The organism is Stappia sp. BW2 (assembly GCF_008107695.1).
In the GTDB taxonomy this organism is placed as follows: domain Bacteria; phylum Pseudomonadota; class Alphaproteobacteria; order Rhizobiales; family Stappiaceae; genus Roseibium.
The window spans coordinates 330,899-348,833 of sequence record NZ_VIRG01000036.1; the positions used below are offsets into that span (position 1 = coordinate 330,899).

General features: G+C 61.9%; 11 protein-coding genes. All 11 read left to right on the forward strand.

The features are described from left to right. Window positions 1–31 precede the first annotated feature (31 nt). The 11 genes from FMN63_RS01740 (at window position 32) to addA (ending at window position 17,875) form a co-directional block, all read left to right on the forward strand. Window positions 32–1,849 carry a sensor histidine kinase gene (locus FMN63_RS01740; protein WP_148582216.1) on the forward strand — a complete coding sequence of 606 codons (1,818 nt, stop codon included), beginning with the start codon at window positions 32–34 and terminating at the stop codon, window positions 1,847–1,849. After that, a complete protein-coding gene (locus FMN63_RS01745; RefSeq protein WP_148582217.1) occupies window positions 1,846–2,313 on the forward strand; it encodes an HPr kinase/phosphorylase in 468 nt (155 codons plus the stop codon). The genes FMN63_RS01740 and FMN63_RS01745 overlap by 4 nt, the downstream gene beginning before the upstream one ends. 136 nt (window positions 2,314–2,449) lie before the next feature. Next, the gene (locus tag FMN63_RS01750) at window positions 2,450–2,854 is read left to right on the forward strand and encodes a PTS sugar transporter subunit IIA (protein ID WP_148582218.1); all 405 of its coding nucleotides are present in this window, start codon (window positions 2,450–2,452) and stop codon (window positions 2,852–2,854) included. A gap of 7 nt (window positions 2,855–2,861) precedes the next feature. Beyond that, the gene (locus FMN63_RS01755; RefSeq protein WP_148582219.1) at window positions 2,862–3,146 is read left to right on the forward strand and encodes an HPr family phosphocarrier protein; all 285 of its coding nucleotides are present in this window, start codon (window positions 2,862–2,864) and stop codon (window positions 3,144–3,146) included. Between the two features lie 105 nt (window positions 3,147–3,251). Next, window positions 3,252–4,562 carry an SAM-dependent methyltransferase gene (locus tag FMN63_RS01760; protein ID WP_148582220.1) on the forward strand — a complete coding sequence of 437 codons (1,311 nt, stop codon included), beginning with the start codon at window positions 3,252–3,254 and terminating at the stop codon, window positions 4,560–4,562. Between the two features lie 206 nt (window positions 4,563–4,768). After that, window positions 4,769–6,157 (forward strand): adenosylhomocysteinase, encoded by a 1,389-nt coding sequence (ahcY, locus tag FMN63_RS01765; RefSeq protein ID WP_148582221.1) that lies wholly within the window; start codon window positions 4,769–4,771, stop codon window positions 6,155–6,157. Between the two features lie 312 nt (window positions 6,158–6,469). Continuing rightward, entirely contained in the window at window positions 6,470–8,914 is a 2,445-nt protein-coding gene (locus tag FMN63_RS01770) for a PAS domain-containing sensor histidine kinase (RefSeq protein WP_148582222.1), read from the forward strand. 8 nt (window positions 8,915–8,922) lie between these two features. Further along, on the forward strand, window positions 8,923–10,449 hold the full coding sequence (gene tsaE / locus FMN63_RS01775) for a tRNA (adenosine(37)-N6)-threonylcarbamoyltransferase complex ATPase subunit type 1 TsaE (protein ID WP_148582223.1): 1,527 nt from the start codon (window positions 8,923–8,925) through the stop codon (window positions 10,447–10,449). Between the two features lie 39 nt (window positions 10,450–10,488). Beyond that, window positions 10,489–11,223 carry a nucleotidyltransferase family protein gene (locus tag FMN63_RS01780; RefSeq protein WP_148582224.1) on the forward strand — a complete coding sequence of 245 codons (735 nt, stop codon included), beginning with the start codon at window positions 10,489–10,491 and terminating at the stop codon, window positions 11,221–11,223. A 2-nt stretch (window positions 11,224–11,225) separates the two neighbouring features. Beyond that, the gene (gene addB, locus FMN63_RS01785; protein ID WP_148582225.1) at window positions 11,226–14,372 is read left to right on the forward strand and encodes a double-strand break repair protein AddB; all 3,147 of its coding nucleotides are present in this window, start codon (window positions 11,226–11,228) and stop codon (window positions 14,370–14,372) included. Continuing rightward, window positions 14,342–17,875 (forward strand): double-strand break repair helicase AddA, encoded by a 3,534-nt coding sequence (gene addA / locus FMN63_RS01790; RefSeq protein WP_205513778.1) that lies wholly within the window; start codon window positions 14,342–14,344, stop codon window positions 17,873–17,875. Before addB ends, addA begins: the two co-directional genes overlap by 31 nt. Window positions 17,876–17,935 lie beyond the last annotated feature (60 nt).

Genomic DNA, 17,935 nt, shown 5'->3' on the forward strand with positions numbered 1-17,935 from the left:
TTGAGCAGCCTTTGATCTAATGTGAGTCCGAATGGCGGTGGAAAGCGAGAGCGCGGAAGAGATTGGTGCCTCTGAACCTCAGAATGGTTCGGAACGTTCCCGTCTGCGCCGTCTCGGCAACAAGCGCATCCGCCGCCGCCTGCTCAACCAGTTGGGCCGAATCTTCGGGACCTATGTGCTGTCGTCGCTGACGCGGCGGATCATCGCCATCAACCTCGTGGGTCTGCTGGCACTGGTGATCGGCATTCTCTATCTCAACCAGTTTCGCGCCGGTCTGATTGACGCCCGGGTGCAAAGCCTTCTGACCCAGGGCGAGATCATTGCCGGGGCCATTGCCGCTTCGGCCACCGTCGACACGGGCACGATCACCGTCGACCCGGAGCGACTGTTGCAGCTGCAGGCGGGCGAAAGCATCACTCCGACCCAGGAAGATCTCGACAGCCTCGATTTTCCGATCAATCCGGAACGGGTTGGTCCCGTGCTGCGCCGTCTGATCTCGCCGACCAAGACGCGGGCCCGGATCTATGATCCGGAAGGCATCCTTATTCTCGACAGCCGCCACCTTTATACCAGCGCCCAGATCCTGCGCTTCGATCTGCCGCCTCCCACGGCGGAGGAGGAAGGCTTCTGGGATTCTGCCTGGCAATGGGTCAAGCGCTGGCTGCGCCAGGGTGACTTGCCGATTTATCAGGACGTCGGCGGCGGTGACGGCCGCGCCTATCCCGAAGTGGAGGCGGCGCTTGCCGGATCGCCGGCCAGCGTGACGCGGATCTCGCAGCGGGGCGAACTGATCGTCTCCGTTGCCGTGCCGATCCAGCGGTTCCGGGCGGTGCTTGGGTCCCTGCTGTTGTCGACGCAGGGGGGCGACATCGACGCCATCGTGCGCGCCGAACGCATCGCCATCATCCGAGTATTCCTGTTTGCCGCGACCGTGACGATTCTTCTGTCGATCCTTCTGGCCGGGACCATTGCCGGCCCGGTCAGGCGCCTTGCGGCCGCGGCGGACCGTGTGCGGCGGGGCTCGACCTCCCGTGAAGAGATACCGGACTTCTCGGATCGCCAGGACGAGATCGGCCACCTGGCCCGCTCGTTCCGGGAAATGACCCACGCCCTCTACAACAAGATCGATGCCATCGAGCAGTTTGCCGCAGACGTCGCGCACGAATTGAAGAACCCGCTGACATCGCTGCGCAGCGCGGTGGAAACCCTGCCGCTGGCCAAGTCGAAGAATTCGCAGGACCGGCTGATGGAGGTGATCCAGCACGACGTCCGCCGCCTCGACCGGCTGATCAGCGACATTTCGGACGCGTCCCGTCTCGATGCGGAACTGGCCCGGATCCAGGCCGAACCGATCGACCTTGCCGAACTGCTGCGCAACATGGCGGATGCGGCAAATCAGCGATCGGGAGCGGATGAGGCGAGCGTCAAGCTGGCCGTCGCCGACGCTCAAGGCCCCAAACCCTATCAGATGCAGGGTCACGATATTCGCCTTGGTCAGGTGGTCAGCAATCTTCTCGACAATGCCAGGTCCTTTTCGCCTGCCACGGGCACGGTTCGGGTGGACCTCAGCCGGGACGGCCGGATGATCAAGATCATTGTCGATGATGACGGCCCCGGCATCCGCGCGGAAAACACCGAGCGCATTTTCGAACGCTTCTATACCGACCGGCCGGATGGCGAGGGCTTTGGCAACAATTCCGGCCTCGGCCTGTCGATCACCCGGCAGATCATCGAGGCCCACGGCGGCACCATCGATGCAACAAATCGGTTGGTGCCCGGCAAGGACGGCAAACAGAAGATCGCAGGGGCCCGTTTCACGATCTATCTGCCGGCGGGACGGAGCAAGTGACCCCTCCGGCCGTTCACGCCAATTGCGTGATCGTGGGAACAGCCGGCCTCTTGATCCGGGGCGGAGCGGGAAGCGGCAAGTCCTCCCTTGCAGACTATCTGGTCGAAGCGGCGCGTGCCAAAGGCAATCTCGGACAACTGGTGGCCGACGACTACACCCACATTGCCGCGGTTGACGGACGTCTTCAGGCGCATGCGCCCCAGGCTATTGAAGGCCGGATGGAAGTGCGGGGCTTCGGTGTCGTTGAAGCGCCTTTTGCGCCAGGCGCGCAAATTCACCTGGCCATCGAGCTGACCTCTGCCGAAACCATCGAGCGGATGCCGGAACAGCCTCTGGGGCATGTCGTCCTTGATGGCGTGCAACTGCCGGTGATCGTGTGCCCGCAAAACGATCCGGCGCATAGTCTGCGCCTGATCCGCTGGGCTTTGCGTACACTTTTCCCCAAAGGACCGGATTATATTTGAGGTGGCAGGGGCGTTTTTTGCTTGCAACTGACGAAGCTGTTGAAGAGAGTGCATCAGACTGATAAACGCCCGGCTCTTCCCGGATCTCTTTTGGGGTCTTGAGCTTAACGCACTCGATAATCAGGCTAACTGACGCATGATCGGACTTGTACTTGTTACGCACGGGCGCCTTGCCGAGGAATTCAAAGCAGCGCTCGAACATGTTGTCGGTCCACAGGAACAGGTTGAAACCATCTCCATTGGTCCGGATGACGACATGGAGCAGCGGCGCCAGGACATTCTGGCCGCTGTGGAAGCTGCCAATTCCGGCAAGGGCGTCGTACTTCTGACGGACATGTTCGGTGGCACACCTTCCAATCTCGCGATTTCCGTGATGGACAGCAAATCCGTTGAAGTGGTGGCCGGTGTCAACCTGCCGATGCTGATCAAGCTCGCCAGTGTGCGCGGCGACCGCGAATTGGCCGATGCCGTCGACGAAGCCCGCCAGGCTGGCCAGAAATACATCTCGGTCGCCAGCCAGGTCTTGTCGGGGCAGAACTAAAAAAATAATGACAGCGCCGACCGTGTTGGAAAAAGACCTGACGATCGTCAACCGGCGTGGCCTCCACGCCAGAGCTTCCGCCAAGCTTGTAAAGCTGGTGGAAACATTCCAAGCCGACGTCCAGGTGTCCAAGGACGGTCAGACCGTTGGCGGGACGTCCATCATGGGTCTGATGATGCTTGCCGCCAGCCCGGGGTGCTATATCACGGTCAGTGTTACCGGCGCTGACGCGGACGACGCGATGACGGCGATTGCCGAGCTCGTCGAAAGCGGGTTTGGCGAAGAAGATTGATCATGACGTTTCGCGCGGCAGCCAGGTAGCGCATATTTCCGCTGCGGTCGATCGAGTGAATTCCGGGCATCGGCCACACCTTTCCAAACCGAACGGGGAGCCGATATGGCGAGCCACACTCAGGACCGATTGATCTCCGCTGCGCGCACTGCACTGACGCACGTCCATGAGGCGTTGGAACTTCAATTCGCTTTTGAACTCTGGGACGGATCCCGGGTGCCGGCCGATGCGCCCGCGGACGGGCTGCGGCTTGCTTTTTCGGAGACGGCCCTGACGCGTCTTCTGCGCCGTCCCGGACTCAAGACACTGATCGATCTTTACGCCAATGGCGACGTTGATCCGCGTGGAGGCAGTATTTTCGACTTCGCGGAAAAGCGGCCAACACTCAAGAGCCGGGAGATCCGCAAGCGTCTCAACAAGATGCTGCTGTTGAAATCGGGGTTCTCCCTGTTGCGCGGATCGGGCCGCAAAGCTGATGCCAACCCCGACGGGCTGGATGCGGGCCAGACGGCAGATCGGAGTTCCGGTAGCCGCAAGGGCGATATCGCGTTCCATTACGACGTTTCCAACGACTTCTATCGGCTCTTTCTCGATCCGGAGATGCTTTATACCTGCGCCTATTTTTCTGACTGGTCGAACGATCTGGCAACGGCGCAGAAGGACAAGCTCGACATGATCTGCCGCAAGCTGCGGCTGCAACCGGGCGACCGCATGCTGGATATCGGTTGCGGCTGGGGGGCTCTGATCTGCCATGCGGCGGAGCATTACGGCGTTAGCGCGCTCGGGGTTACGCTCGCCGAGGAGCAGCTTAAACTGGCTGAGGAGCGCATCCGTGAGCGCGGCCTTGAGGACAGGGTCTCGGTTCAACTCATTGATTATCGCGACCTGAAAAGCGGGCAATTCGACAAGATTTCGTCGATCGGCATGTTCGAGCACGTCGGCATCGACAATCACGACGACTATTACCGTCATGTCCGCCGCCTGCTGAAACCGCGCGGGATCTACCTGCATCACGCGATCACGCGGCGGGGCAAGAAGGATCTGAAAAAGTTTCGCCGCAAGAAGGCGGAATACCAGACGCTCGTGCGCTACATCTTTCCCGGAGGTGAGGTCGATCATATCGGCTGGACGCTGACCAATCTGGAAGCCCACGGCTTTGAGGTTCACGATGTGGAAGCCTGGCGCGAGCACTATGCCCGCACGACGCGCCTGTGGGCTGAAAACCTGATGAAGGCAAAGGATGCGGCCGTCGCCGAGGTCGGTGAGCACAAGTATCGCCTGTGGGTGGCCTATCTCGTCGGCGTGTCGCTTGGCTTCGAACGCGGCACCATCGGCATCTTCCAGACGGTCGCGACACGCCGCACCAAGGGGCCTTCGGGCATGCCACCGTCGCGTGCGGATCTCTATTGGTCTTGACCTGGGCAGGTGATATAAAGAATTCTTTATATCTTTATTGCGTGATAACCCTGCTGACGCTATAACCCCATCCAACGATTTCCGGAGCTTTCCGGATTTCGGTTGCCGCTCGCCCCTGGCGCCACTATCGGCACCGGTTCACGAGAAGGCGGCGGCACTCAAGGGGCCTTGCGCCTGAAGCTGGCTCAAAACAGCAGGACATATTCATGACCGACTACATCGTTAAAGACATCGCGCTCGCAGACTGGGGCCGCACCGAAATCGAGATCGCCGAGCACGAAATGCCGGGCCTGATGGCCTGCCGCGCCGAATTCGGTGACTCCAAGCCGCTCAAGGGGGCCCGCATCGCCGGTTCCCTGCACATGACCATTCAGACCGCCGTTCTGATCGAGACCCTGGTCGCGCTGGGTGCGGAAGTTCGCTGGGCTTCCTGCAACATCTATTCCACGCAGGACCAGGCCGCCGCTGCCATCGCAGCCGCCGGCATTCCGGTTTTCGCCACCAAGGGCGAGACCCTGGAAGAATACTGGGATTATGCCGACAAGATCTTCGACTTCCCCGAAGGTGCGAACATGATCCTCGACGATGGCGGCGACGCCACGCTCTACATCCTGCTCGGTGCACGGGTCGAAGCCGGCGAAACCGGTCTGATCGAGAACCCGAAGTCCGATGAGGAAGTGTGCCTGTTCGCGCAGATCAAGAAGCGCATGGCCGCCAACCCGGGCTGGTTCACCAAGCAGAAAGAGCTGATCCAGGGCGTTTCGGAAGAAACCACCACCGGCGTGCTGCGTCTTTATGAGATGCAGAAAAAGGGCGAGCTGCCGTTCCCGGCGATCAACGTCAACGACAGCGTCACCAAGTCCAAATTCGACAACCGTTATGGCTGCCGCGAGTCCCTGGTGGACGGCATCCGCCGCGGTACCGATGTGATGATGTCGGGCAAGGTTGCCGTTGTCTGCGGTTACGGCGACGTCGGCAAGGGCTCCGCGCAGTCTCTGGCTGGTGCCGGTGCCCGCGTGATCGTCACTGAAATCGATCCGATCTGCGCACTGCAGGCATCCATGGACGGTTTCGAGGTCAAGACCATCGAACAGGCGCTTCCGGAAGGCGATATCTACGTTACCGCGACCGGCAACAAGGACATCATCACTTTCGACCACATGCGTGGCATGAAGGACATGGCGATTGTCTGTAACATCGGCCACTTCGACAACGAGATCCAGGTTGCCGCGCTGAAGAACACCCAGTGCCGCCCGGTCAAGGATCAGGTCGACATGTATGTGTTCCCGGACGGCAAGCGCATGATCCTGCTCTCGCAGGGCCGCCTCGTGAACCTCGGCAACGCCACCGGCCACCCGAGCTTCGTCATGTCCGCCAGCTTCACCAACCAGGTTCTGGCGCAGATCGAACTCTTCACCAAGGGTGATCAGTACCAGAACGAAGTTTACGTGCTGCCGAAGCATCTGGACGAAAAGGTTGCCCGTCTGCACCTCGAAAAACTGGGTGTCACGTTAACCGAATTGTCCGACGAGCAATCTCAATATCTGGGGATTAATAAGGCTGGTCCGTTCAAGTCGGAGCACTACAAATACTGATTTCGGTCAGGTGGCCCACTAGATGTGGTGATCGCTGCGATTCGCATCTGTGAACAAAAAAATGCAGGACCCTTTAATTTTAAGGGTCCTGTTAACTTTTCAATAACGGACTCTTCTGCGCGATTCTCAAAAAGGTTATGGTTTAGGCGAATCAAAGGCCACGAGGCGGATGTCTTTGATTTGCTCCCAGAAACCGGGAGCTGCGGCCCGCAAGAACAGGGCAAAGCGGCACAAGGGGATCACAATATGCCGACAAGCGGCAGGGACGGCGCGCGGAAACGCGCGGCGTGGCGAGATTGGAGTCTGAAATCGGTGAAGCTCAGCGGAACGGCGCTGGCAGGCTGGAGCCTGTCCTGCGGTTCGGCGGCAGCCGACATGCTCGCCGACACGACTGCTGCCATTTCTCCCGATAACATGATTCTTTTCGGTGCGTTAGGCGGAATGTGCGCCTTTGCGGTCACCGCATCGGTCGCTCTCGTGCGCCATCGCAAACAGTCCGCTCAGCTGACGAACACGCTGGAAAAGGAAAAGAGCGATCTGAAATTCCGGGTCGATCGCCTGGAGGCAATGCTCAATACTGACGAGCAGCGCGTGATCGTGTGGACCGGCAACGGTGCCATGCCGCAAATCTGGGGCATTCTTCCCGAAAAATCCGGCGTGCCGCGCCCACCGGCACAGTTGCTGGCCTTCGGCAGTTGGCTGACGGCAAAATGCGCAGGTGATCTGGAACGACATCTGGACATGCTGTTCCGCACCGGCGAAGCCTTCATCGCCACCTTGAAGACCCGCACCGGCACCTATGTGGAAGCGCTTGGGCGCACCACCGGCGGCGCTGTCGTGCTGCGTCTGCGTGATCTGACCGGCGAGCGGCAGATGCAGGCGGAACTTGCTGCCCGCAACGCCAAGATCTCGGGCGAACTGCATATGCTGCACGCGCTTCTGGATGCCATGCCGGCGCCTGCGTGGCAGCGTGATGCAGAAGGAAATCTGATCTGGGCCAACCAGGCCTATGCCGAAGCGGTCGAGATGACCGACGCCGATCTGGCGATCAAGGAGGGCGCGACCTTCCTTGATGCTGCCGCGCGCACTGCAATGGCCGTGCAGCGCACAGAAGATGGCTGTTTCAACGCACGCATCCCGATTGTCGCCTCCGGCGAGCGCCGGGTGTTTGAGGTGACCGATGTCAACGCGAATGTCGGTGGAGCCGGCATTGCCGTAGATATCAGCGAACTGGAACAGGCGCAGAAGGAACTCGGCCGAGCGGAGGAATTCCACGGCCGTACGCTTGATCAGCTGGCCGCGGCCGTTGCGATCTACAGCGCCGACCGCAAGCTACAGTTCTACAATGCCGCCTTCCGTCAGCTCTGGGATCTCGATCCCGCATTCCTGGAAAGCCGGCCGGAAGACAGCGCGGTTCTGGATGCCCTGCGCGCGGCGCGCAAGATCCCGGAACAGGCCGATTATCGCGTCTGGCGCAACAAGATGATGGAGAGCTACCAGTCGCTGGAAGCGCGCGAAAGCTGGTGGCATCTTCCCGATGGCCGCACCTTGCGCGTCATCGCCAACCCGCACCCGCAAGGCGGCGTTACCTATATTTATGAAAACGTCACCGAGCAGCTCGATCTGGAAAGCCGCTACAATGCGCTGACCCGTGTTCAGGGCGAAACCCTCGACAATCTTTCGGAAGCCGTCGCCGTGTTCGGGTCCGATGGCCGCCTGCGGCTGTGGAACCCCGCGTTCGGCCGTATCTGGGGTCTGGAAGAGGAACAGCTTTCCGAACTTCCGCACGTCAAGGAAGTCGTCTCCGCCTGCACGCTCAGCGAAACCGAGCGCGATGCCTGGGAACAGCTTGCCGGCAACGTGACGGGACTTCTCGACAATCGCACCCAGAAGGTCAGCCGTCTGGAACGCCACAACGGCGATGTCGTCGACTATGCCACCGTTCCGTTGCCCGATGGCGGCACGCTGGTGACCTTTGTAGACGTCACCGACAGCGTCAATGTCGAGCGGGCGCTTCTGGAAAAGAACGAGGCGCTGGAACAGGCCGACCAGATCAAGAACGCCTTCATCCAGCATGTTTCCTATGAGCTGCGCTCACCGCTGACCAACATCATCGGCTTTGCCCAACTGCTGGCCGATCCGAAATTCGGCGAGCTCTCCGACAAGCAGAGCGAATACGCGGACTATATCCAGTCCTCCTCCTCGGCGCTGTTGGCGATCATCAACGACATTCTGGATCTGGCGACTCTGGATGCCGGCATCATGGAGCTGGACCTGGGCGAAGTCGATGTCGCGCCGACGGTTGCGGCAGCCGTTGAAGGGCTGAAGGACCGGATCGCCGAAGCGCGCATCAACCTGCGCACCCATGTGCCGGACGATATCGGCATGATGGTTGCCGATGAAAAGCGCCTGCGTCAGGTTCTGTTCAATCTCATCTCCAACGCCGTGCGCTATTCCGAGCCAGACGGCGTGGTCGACGTTTCCTGCAGCCGCGAAGACGACAAGGTGACTTTTGTCGTTCAGGATCACGGTTACGGCATTCCCGCTGAAATCCTCACCCAGGTCTTCAACCGCTTTGTCGGGCATGACACCGGATCCCGCCGCCAGGGTGCGGGCCTCGGCCTTGCCATCGTCAAGAGCTTCGTCGAACTGCACGGCGGCACGGTCGACATTCAGTCCGCCGAAGGCAAGGGCACGACTGTGACCTGCGTCTTCCCCGCGCGGCCCGAATTGGCGGACCAGGCGGCTGCCGAGTAGGGCGCCGAATGGCAGACCACCAGCTGCAGGCCCTGTCGGACGCCTTTCAGACAATCGACATCGCCGACGAACACGGCACGCGTCGCCTTGCCAACGACATCGCGATGGTCCTGAAGCCCGGTGATGTCATTTGCCTTTCGGGCGATCTGGGCGCCGGCAAGTCCACCTTTACCCGGGCCCTCATCCGCGCCTTTGCCGGCGAGCCCGAACTGGAAGTGCCGAGCCCGACCTTCACGCTCGTGCAGACCTATGAATTCGACCGTTTCGATCTTTCCCACTTCGATCTCTACCGCCTTGAAGAGCCGGAAGAACTGGAAGAACTCGGACTGGACGATCTTCTGGAAACGGGCGCCGCGCTGATCGAATGGCCTGAGAAGGCGGATGATCTGCTGCCCGGCAATGCCCTCTGGATCCAGATCACCCAGCCGACAGAAGCTGAAGACCAGCGCCGGTTCAGCCTCTATTCGGACGATCCCCTCTGGCCGAGCCGCATCGGGCAAAGTCTTGCAACGCGGTCCTTTCTGGGCGCGGCAGGCGTACCGGAGGCCGAGCGGCGTTTTCTGGCGGGTGATGCGTCCCTGCGCACGTTTGAGACAGTCACGACAGGAACTTCGACGGCCGTTTTGATGCGCTGGCCGTTTAACGGAGACGCAGTGCCGGAAGCGGTCCGCTCCTACATGGAAAAAGTCCATCTGGCACGGGACTGCCGGGCGATTGTCGCCGTGGGAACGGAACTCCGTAACCATGGCCTTCGCGCTCCGGACCTTCTGGCAAGCGATCTGGACAACGGGTTGATCCTGTCGTCCGACCTAGGCCGGGAAACCATCGTGGTAGACGGCAAACCGGTGCGCGAAAGATACCTTGCCGCTGTCGACGTTCTGGCGAAGATGCATGGTGAGGTCTGGCCGAAAACGGTCTCGCTCGCCGATGGTGGGCATTATCAGGTGCCGGACTATTCATCCGACGCGCTTGTGGCCGAAGCAGCCCTGTTTCTGGACTGGTATGTTCCGAAGGTGACCGGAAAGCCCGCGGACGAGACCACGCGCTCGGAATTCGAACGGCTTTGGCGGAATGCGCTGGAAGGCATAAGGGATGCCCAGATGGGGTGGCTTTTGCGCGATTTCCATTCGCCAAACCTGCTGTGGCAGGAAGGGGCGCAAGGGACTGACAGGGTTGGCCTGATCGATTTCCAGGACACGGTCTATGGACCGGTTGCCTATGATGTTGCCTCCCTGCTGCTGGACGCCCGCACGGACATCGACATCGCTCTGGAAACCGAGCTTAACGATGCCTATGTGTCGGCAAGAAAAATGCAGTCTGCAGAGTTCGACGAAGCAGGCTTCTCGAGGGCCTATGCGGTCATGGCAGCGCAGCGGGTTTCCAAGATCCTCGGCATCTTTGTTCGCCTGGCCGAGCGCGATGGCAAGTCGGCTTACTTGAGCCATTTGCCGCGCATGTTAGGCTATCTCGACCGGGCGCTTGACAGGCCGTTCCTGTCGGATTTGAAAGACTGGTACGCACGCTACCGGCACTGAACGCGCCGCGTTCAACCGGCTGCACATTTGAGATTGAATATGACAGACAAGCGGTTTCGCCCTTCCAAAGCCATGATCCTGGCCGCCGGCCTCGGCAAGCGTATGCGCCCCTTGACGGCGACGACGCCGAAGCCGCTGATAGAGGTCAACGGCCAGGCGCTGATCGACCACGGCATGGACCGGCTCGCCGCTGCGGGTGTGGAGTCCTGTGTCGTCAACGTGCATTACCTTGCAGATCTGGTCGAGGTTCACGTCCGTCGCCGCCCCGATATGGAAATCCTGATTTCCGACGAGCGCGAACAGCTTCTGGAAACCGGCGGCGGCATCAAGAAGGCCCTACCACTGCTGGGTGGGGAGCCTTTCTTCCAGCTCAATGCCGATACCTGCTACTGGATCGAAGGCGTCAAGCCGAACCTCGAACATATGATCGAAGCCTGGGACGAGAGCCGCATGGACGCGCTGCTTCTGGTCGCCGAAACGGTGAAGGCGGTAGGCTATTCCGGCCGTGGCGATTTCGACATGGCCAAGGATGGGGCCCTGACGCGGCGCTTGGAAAAGGGTGTCACGCCCTTTGCCTATGCAGGCGCCACCATCCTGCACCCGCGCCTGTTCGAAGATGCCCCGGAAGGGCCGTTCTCCATGAACAGTCTTTTTGACAAGGCCATTGAAGCCGGGCGTCTTTACGGCGTTCAGATGGAAGGCCTGTGGCTGCATATCGGGACGCCGGACGCGATCCGCGATGCCGAATACGCCGTGCGCGAGAGTGCCGCCTGAGGATGGCCCGCAGCGCGCGCCTCTGGTCTGTCCCGCCGTCCGTCCCATTTCTGAAAACGCTGGTCGACACCCTGCTCGACGGCACCTTGATCCCCGGCTTTCGTCCGCTGGACGATCCGCTGCTGCTGCCGTCGGTCACGCTGTATCTGCCGACACGCCGTGCAGCGCGCCTGCTGCCTGAACTTTTCCAGCAGCGGTTCGATGGCCGGCCGGTTCTGCTGCCTGCCATCCGCCCGGTGGGCGATGCCGATGAGGACGCCCAGAGCCTGACCGCCAACGCCGATCTGGAACCCTTGCCGCCAGCGATGCCCCTTCTGGAACGCCATCTGGCGATGACGCGGCTGGTGAAGGCCTGGAAGGGCATGCTGCGCCGGGAAGCCCTCAGCCTCAGGTCCGATGAGCCTCTTGGCCTTCCGGCCTCGACGGCCGACGCCGCCTGGCTGGCGGCGGATTTGCTGACACTGATGGACGAGGTCGAGACGGAAGAAGCCGACTGGTCGGAGCTGTCCGGTCTGGTGCCGGAGGATCATGCCCGGTACTGGCAGATCACGCTCGATTTCCTCCAGATCGTGCGCGAGGCCTGGCCGGCGCATCTCGCCGAACTGAAGATGATGGACCCGAAGGCTCGCCGGTCCGCGCTGATCCGGCGGGAGGCCGAGCGCCTGGAAAGGACACCTCCGCACGGCCCGGTTATTGTCGCGGGCGTCACCGGCTCCGTTCCGGCCACTGCGGAACTGCTGAAAGTGGTGTCGAGGCTGGAAGCCGGTGTCGTTGTTCTGCCGGGGTTGGACCGGCATCTGGACAACCGCTCCTGGGCAGTTCTCGGACAGAGGACCGGCAAGGCGTCCACGCGCAAGGGTGTGGCGCCAGCGGGCACGGCAACCTTGCCGTCCCATCCGCAATATTCGCTGAAGCAGTTGCTTGACCGTTTGGGAGCTGCGCGGGAAGAGGTCGCAACGCTTGGGCCAGACCCGGACCAGGGCCTCCTGTTGCGCGAGGAACTTGTCTCCGAAGCGCTCCGCCCGGCCGACACCTCCGATGGCTGGACAGCTTATCTGGACAGCCGTTCGGAAACGGACAGGGCGAAGGCTCTCGAAGGCGTCTCGATCATGACCGCCCGCAACGAGGCAGACGAAGCCTTGAGCGTGGCGATTGCCTTGCGTGAAGCCATCGAGCGTCAGGAAAGCGCAGCGCTGATTTCGCCGGACCGCATGCTGACGCGCCGGGTCGCAGCCGAGCTTGCCCGCTGGAACATCCAGGTCGACGACAGTGCCGGCCGCCCGCTCGATCAGACCGCACCGGCGATCCTTGCGATCCTGGCCGCGAAACTCGCGCTCGGTGGCTGCGAGCCGATCGATCTTCTGGCGCTGCTGAAACATCCGCTGACACGGCTTGGCCTGCCGGTGAAGGACATTCGGTCTGCCGCCCGTGCGCTGGAGCGTGGTGTCGTCCGCGGGCCGCGCGCCCGGCCGGGTACCGCAGGCTTGCGTCTGGCTGTCGAGGCAAGCCGGGAAGAGGTGGGCAAGGCCCACACGCCGCGCTGGAAGAAGATCCACGACGAAGACTGGGACGTCATCGGGAACCTGGTCGACCGGCTGGCCCTTGCGGTGAAGCCACTGGAAGAGCTCGCCGAGGAAAGCGGAACGATCCTGTTGACCGATCTCGCCCGGCGCCATGTCGAGGTGATCGAAGCAATCTCGATTGACCACGAAGGCTCGGTGGCGGAACTCTATTCCGGCGAGGCGGGCGAGGCTTTGGCCCAGTTCCTGACCGGGCTTCTGGAAGCAAGCTCAAGCGGTCTGGAAATTCCTCCCGGCGAATGGCCATCCGTTCTGCCCGCGCTGATGTCCGGTCAAGCTGTGCGGCGCAGGCTGCCTGGCGACCAGAGGGTACAGATCCTTGGCCCCATGGAAGCACGGCTTCAGGCCTTCGATTTCGCCATCCTGGGCGGCCTCAACGAAGGGATCTGGCCGCAGCGTACCCGGAACGACCCGTGGCTGAACCGGCCAATGAAACGCGACATGGGGCTGGAGCCGCCAGAACGCCGACTAGGTTCGGCTGCACATGATTTCGCGCAAGGCATGGGCGCGCGGCGTGTCCTTCTTTCACGTGCCGCCCGCTCCGACGGCGCGCCCACTGTTGCGTCCCGCTGGCTGCAACGTCTGACGACGCTTGCCGGGCCGGATCTGACGAAGAAGCTGGAAGCGCAAGGTCGGGTCTATTCCGCCCTGGCTGCCCAGCTTGACCGGCCGGAAGGCGCGGTACGGCCTGCGTCCCGTCCCCATCCGCGTCCTCCTCTGGCTGCGCGCCCGAAGTCGCTCTCGATCACGGAAATCGAGCGCCTCATCCGTGATCCCTATGCAATTTTCGCCCGTCATGTCCTTGAGTTGCAGCTGGTGGATCCGATTGGAGGGGAACCGGGGGCAGCCGACAAGGGCAATCTCGTTCACGACGCGCTCGCCGACTTCCTGCTGACCTGGACCGGCCCTTTTGACGACAGCGCCGTCAAGGCCCTGACGGAAATCGGTGAAGAGCTGTTCGAGCCGCTCGATGCCTTTCCGGCGATACGGGCCCTCTGGTGGCCGCGCTTCCAGAAGATTGCGGCGGGCTTCGTTGCCTATGAAGCAAGACGCTCACAACACGTCAATCAGCGGTTCCTGGAAATCGGCGGCGGTGTGGAGATAAAGCTGCCCGGCTTCGATTTCCGCCTGCGCGGCCGGGCGGACCGGATCGACCTTCTGACTGGTGGTGGGCTTTCGGTGGTCGATTACAAGACAGGCCAAGTGCCTTCGCAAAAGCAGGTCGACGCATTGCTGTCGCCGCAATTGCCTCTGGAAGCTGCGATGATCCGGCGGTTCGGGTTCAAGGATGTGCCAGCGGATGCACCGATTTCCGAGCTTTTGTATCTGCAGCTCAAAGGCGGCAGCGAACCGGTGATCGAAGCGCCGCGAAACCCCAAGGACACGGCGCTGGAAGATCTGGTGGAAGATGCCTGGAAACGGCTGGAACAGTTGATCGCCCACTATGTCAGGGAAGATATCGGCTACCTCTCCCGCGCCCGTGTCATGCGCGAACGACAGATGGGCGGTGATTACGATCATCTTGCCAGAACACAGGAATGGGCACTTGGATCGGAGGAGCCGTCATGAGCTTTCAGATCCCCGAGGTGACCAGACAGCGGCAGGATCTTGCCTCCCGCCCGCGGGCCTCTGCCTGGGTGAGTGCCAATGCCGGGTCGGGCAAGACCTTCGTGCTGTCCCGCCGTGTGGTGCGGCTGCTGCTCGACGGCACTGATCCCTCCCGCATTCTGGCCCTGACCTTCACCAAGGCGGCGGCCGCCGAAATGGCGACCCGCGTCTTCAAGATCCTCGGCGAATGGGTCACCAAGGATGATGAAGCACTCGCAGGCGAATTGCAGGACATAGAAGGCCGCAAGCCCGATGCCGCGCGTCTGGCCATGGCGCGCCGTCTGTTTGCCCGCGCGCTGGAAACGCCGGGCGGGCTGAAGATCCAGACCATCCACGGCTTCTGCGAATCTCTTTTGCACCAGTTTCCGCTGGAGGCGAATGTCGCCGGCCATTTTGCCGTGCTCGACGACCGGGTGGCGGCGGAACTCATGGCAGCTTCGCGCGCCACCGTGCTGCATGTTGCCGAGACCGAGCCGGACAGCGCTTTCGGCAGGGCGCTTGCGTCTGTCATCGATCTGATGAGCGACGGCGGCGCCCAGAAGGCGCTGGACGAATTGATCCAGAGCCGCGATGCCTTCCGCCGCTGGACGGTCGATGCCGGCGATCTGGAAACCGCTCTTGCGGAACTGGCCGAGCTTCTGGAAACCGATCCCGAGCTACGGTTGGCGGACTTCGACAAACAATTCCGAAGCGCTTGCCCGCTCGATCTGAACACCTGTCTTGCCTATGCCGAAGCCCTGCGCACCGGCACAAAGACCGATCAGGCGCGTGCGGACGATCTCGTTGCTGCGGCCAAGCTCACCGGCAGTGCCGCTTTCCGCGAAGCCTGGCAGGCGATCTTTCTGACCGCCAAGCTTGAGCCGCGCAAGTCGCTCGCCACCAAGAAGGTCGCTGAGGCGTTCCCCCAGATGCTTGAAGCGCTGGAAGCCGAACAACAGCGCCTGATGGAGCTGCTGGACCAGCGCCGCAAGGTGGCAACCTATGAGGGGACCTCCTCGCTGCTGCGACTGGCCGATGCCGTGATCGGTCACTACGAACGTGCCAAGATTGCCCGCGGCTATCTCGACTTCGAGGATCTGGTGGTCAAGACGGCAACGCTGTTGCAGAAGTCGGACGCAGCGCTCTGGGTGCAATACAAGCTTGACCAGGGGCTCGATCATATCCTCGTCGACGAAGCCCAGGACACCAGCCCGCGCCAGTGGGAGGTGGTGACCTCGCTGGCCTCGGAATTCTTCGCCGGGACCGGCGCGAGAGACAGGGTGCGCACGTTGTTTGCGGTAGGCGACGAAAAACAGTCGATCTACTCGTTCCAAGGGGCCGTCCCGGCCTATTTCGATGCCATGCGCCGGTCTTTCTCCGGCAAGGCCAAGGCGGCCGAACTGGAGTTCCATTCGGTCAATCTGCAACTTTCCTTCCGCTCCACACCGGATGTGCTGGGGGCGGTCGACAAGGTGTTCCACGACGAAAGTGCCCACAGAGGCCTTTCACAGGACGTGAAAGCACCGGTTCATGAAGCCATCCGGCGGGACCCGGGGATCGTCGATCTGTGGCCTCTGGAGGCCGAAGCCGAGATCGAGGAGCCGGACGACTGGCGGCAGCCGATTGACCATGTCGGCTCGGGCAGCCCGATGCTGAAGGTGGCAAGGCGTATCGCGGCCGAAATCGCCCAGTGGATGCGCGACGGCACGGCAGATCCCGGTGACGTGATGATCCTCGTGCGCAAGCGCGGACCTTTTGTCGAAGCGCTCAACCGCGAACTGAAGGAGCTGGACATTCCGGCTGCCGGCAGTGACCGCCTTGTGCTGACGGACCATATCGCGGTTCAGGATCTCGCTGCCCTCGGCCGCTTCCTGCTGCTGCCGGAAGACGACCTGTCGCTTGCCTGCGTGTTGAAGAGCCCCCTGTTCGACCTGACGGACGACGACCTGCTGGAGGTTGCCCGGGAAACGCCGGAAAAGGTGCGGCCCGGAACGCTGTGGCAGATGCTGGTGAAACGGTCCGACACCTCTGACAAGTGGAAGGCTGTCCGCGCAAAGCTGGAAGACTGGCGCGCACGAGCCGACTTCGTGCCGCCTTACGAATTCTATGCCCGCCTTCTGGGGGCTGATGGCGGCCGGAAGGCCTTCCGCGCCCGGCTCGGGGTGGAAGTCGACGACGTTCTGGACGAGTTCCTGGCGCTCACCATCGCCTATGAGCAATCCGGCACGCCGGGCCTGGAAGGCTTTCTTGCCTGGATGGCAGCGGCACCGACCGAGATCAAGCGCGAGCTGACCAACACCAAGGGCATGGTTCGCATCATGACCGTGCATGGATCCAAGGGGCTGGAAGCGCGGATCGTCGTCCTGGTCGATCCGGGTGCGCCCCCGGTCAGTGCGATCCACGATCCGGCCTTCCTGCCGCGCAAACGCCTGGAAAACGATCTGCTGCCTCCGGCTCTGGTCTGGCTGCCGCCCAAGGCAGACCGGACACCCTGGCACGATGCGGCGGTGGAAGCCCTGCGGGATGCGCAGGAGGAAGAGTATCGGCGCCTCTTGTATGTGGCGCTGACCCGCGCCGAAGACAGGCTGATCGTCTGCGGCTGGGAACCGAAACGCGGCGCCCACGAGAACTGCTGGTACTCCATGGTCTCGCGGGCATTGAAACCCGAGGCACGTGAGCTGACCGAAAGGGATGGGTCCGTTTCCGCCTGGCGCTGGCAGAAGGAAGGAGCCACTGCTGAGCCGGAGACAGGTGGCGCCGTGCACAGGTCTGAAGAGCCGCCCAGCGAGGAACGTCCGCTGCCGGACTGGCTCTCCACCCCTGTCCGCCCACTTCCCAAGAAGAAGCGCCTTCAGCCCTCGAGGGCTTTTGAGGCGATGGAGGAAAAGGAAGGTATCGAGCCGGTGCCTGCGGTCTCCCGTCTGCAGGCCGGCAGGGACCTCGCGTCCTGGCCGCTGGAGCGTGGTCGTTTGATTCACCGCCTTCTGGAACTGTTGCCGGACATTGCCGAAGACGAACGCATAGCCGCATCGGAGGCCTATCTGAAACAGGCCCTCAAACCGGAATTCGCGGACCGAAGTCCCCACCTTCTGCGCGAGGTGGCGGCGATCTTGGACATGCCGGAATTCGAGACCCTGTTTTGCGGTCATGCCCGCGCCGAAGTTCCGCTGGTCGGGACGATTCGGGCAAGCGATGGCACGGAAGTCGAGATCTCCGGCCAGATCGACCGGCTCGTGGTTGAGGATAACCGGGTGGTGATTGTGGATTACAAGACCAATTTCCATCCGCCGGCGACAGTTGCTGAAATCCCGCTCGAGTACCGCGCACAGCTTTGTGTTTACAGGGAAATGCTGAAGCAGATTTATCCGGGCAGGGAGATTTCCGCCCAGCTTCTGTGGACCGCGGTGCCGAGCCTGATGGAAATCCCCGAAAAGGTGCTCGAAGAAACCTTCGCCGGACTGCGTCCTGACGGCACATCGGGTTGACGGCAGGCCTTCGGCTTCCTACGTTCTTGCCAACTGACGCGCTTACATCGGGTAGGCGCG

Bases quoted from the DNA above. Each gene is read 5' to 3' on its own strand.
- addA (WP_205513778.1), top strand. From the start codon at position 14,342: ATGGGCACTTGGATCGGAGGAGCCGTCATGAGCTTTCAGATCCCCGAG.
- FMN63_RS01740 (WP_148582216.1), top strand. From the start codon at position 32: ATGGCGGTGGAAAGCGAGAGCGCGGAAGAGATTGGTGCCTCTGAACCT.
- FMN63_RS01780 (WP_148582224.1), top strand. From the start codon at position 10,489: ATGACAGACAAGCGGTTTCGCCCTTCCAAAGCCATGATCCTGGCCGCC.
- addB (WP_148582225.1), top strand. From the start codon at position 11,226: ATGGCCCGCAGCGCGCGCCTCTGGTCTGTCCCGCCGTCCGTCCCATTT.
- FMN63_RS01750 (WP_148582218.1), top strand. From the start codon at position 2,450: ATGATCGGACTTGTACTTGTTACGCACGGGCGCCTTGCCGAGGAATTC.
- FMN63_RS01755 (WP_148582219.1), top strand. From the start codon at position 2,862: ATGACAGCGCCGACCGTGTTGGAAAAAGACCTGACGATCGTCAACCGG.
- tsaE (WP_148582223.1), top strand. From the start codon at position 8,923: ATGGCAGACCACCAGCTGCAGGCCCTGTCGGACGCCTTTCAGACAATC.
- FMN63_RS01760 (WP_148582220.1), top strand. From the start codon at position 3,252: ATGGCGAGCCACACTCAGGACCGATTGATCTCCGCTGCGCGCACTGCA.
- ahcY (WP_148582221.1), top strand. From the start codon at position 4,769: ATGACCGACTACATCGTTAAAGACATCGCGCTCGCAGACTGGGGCCGC.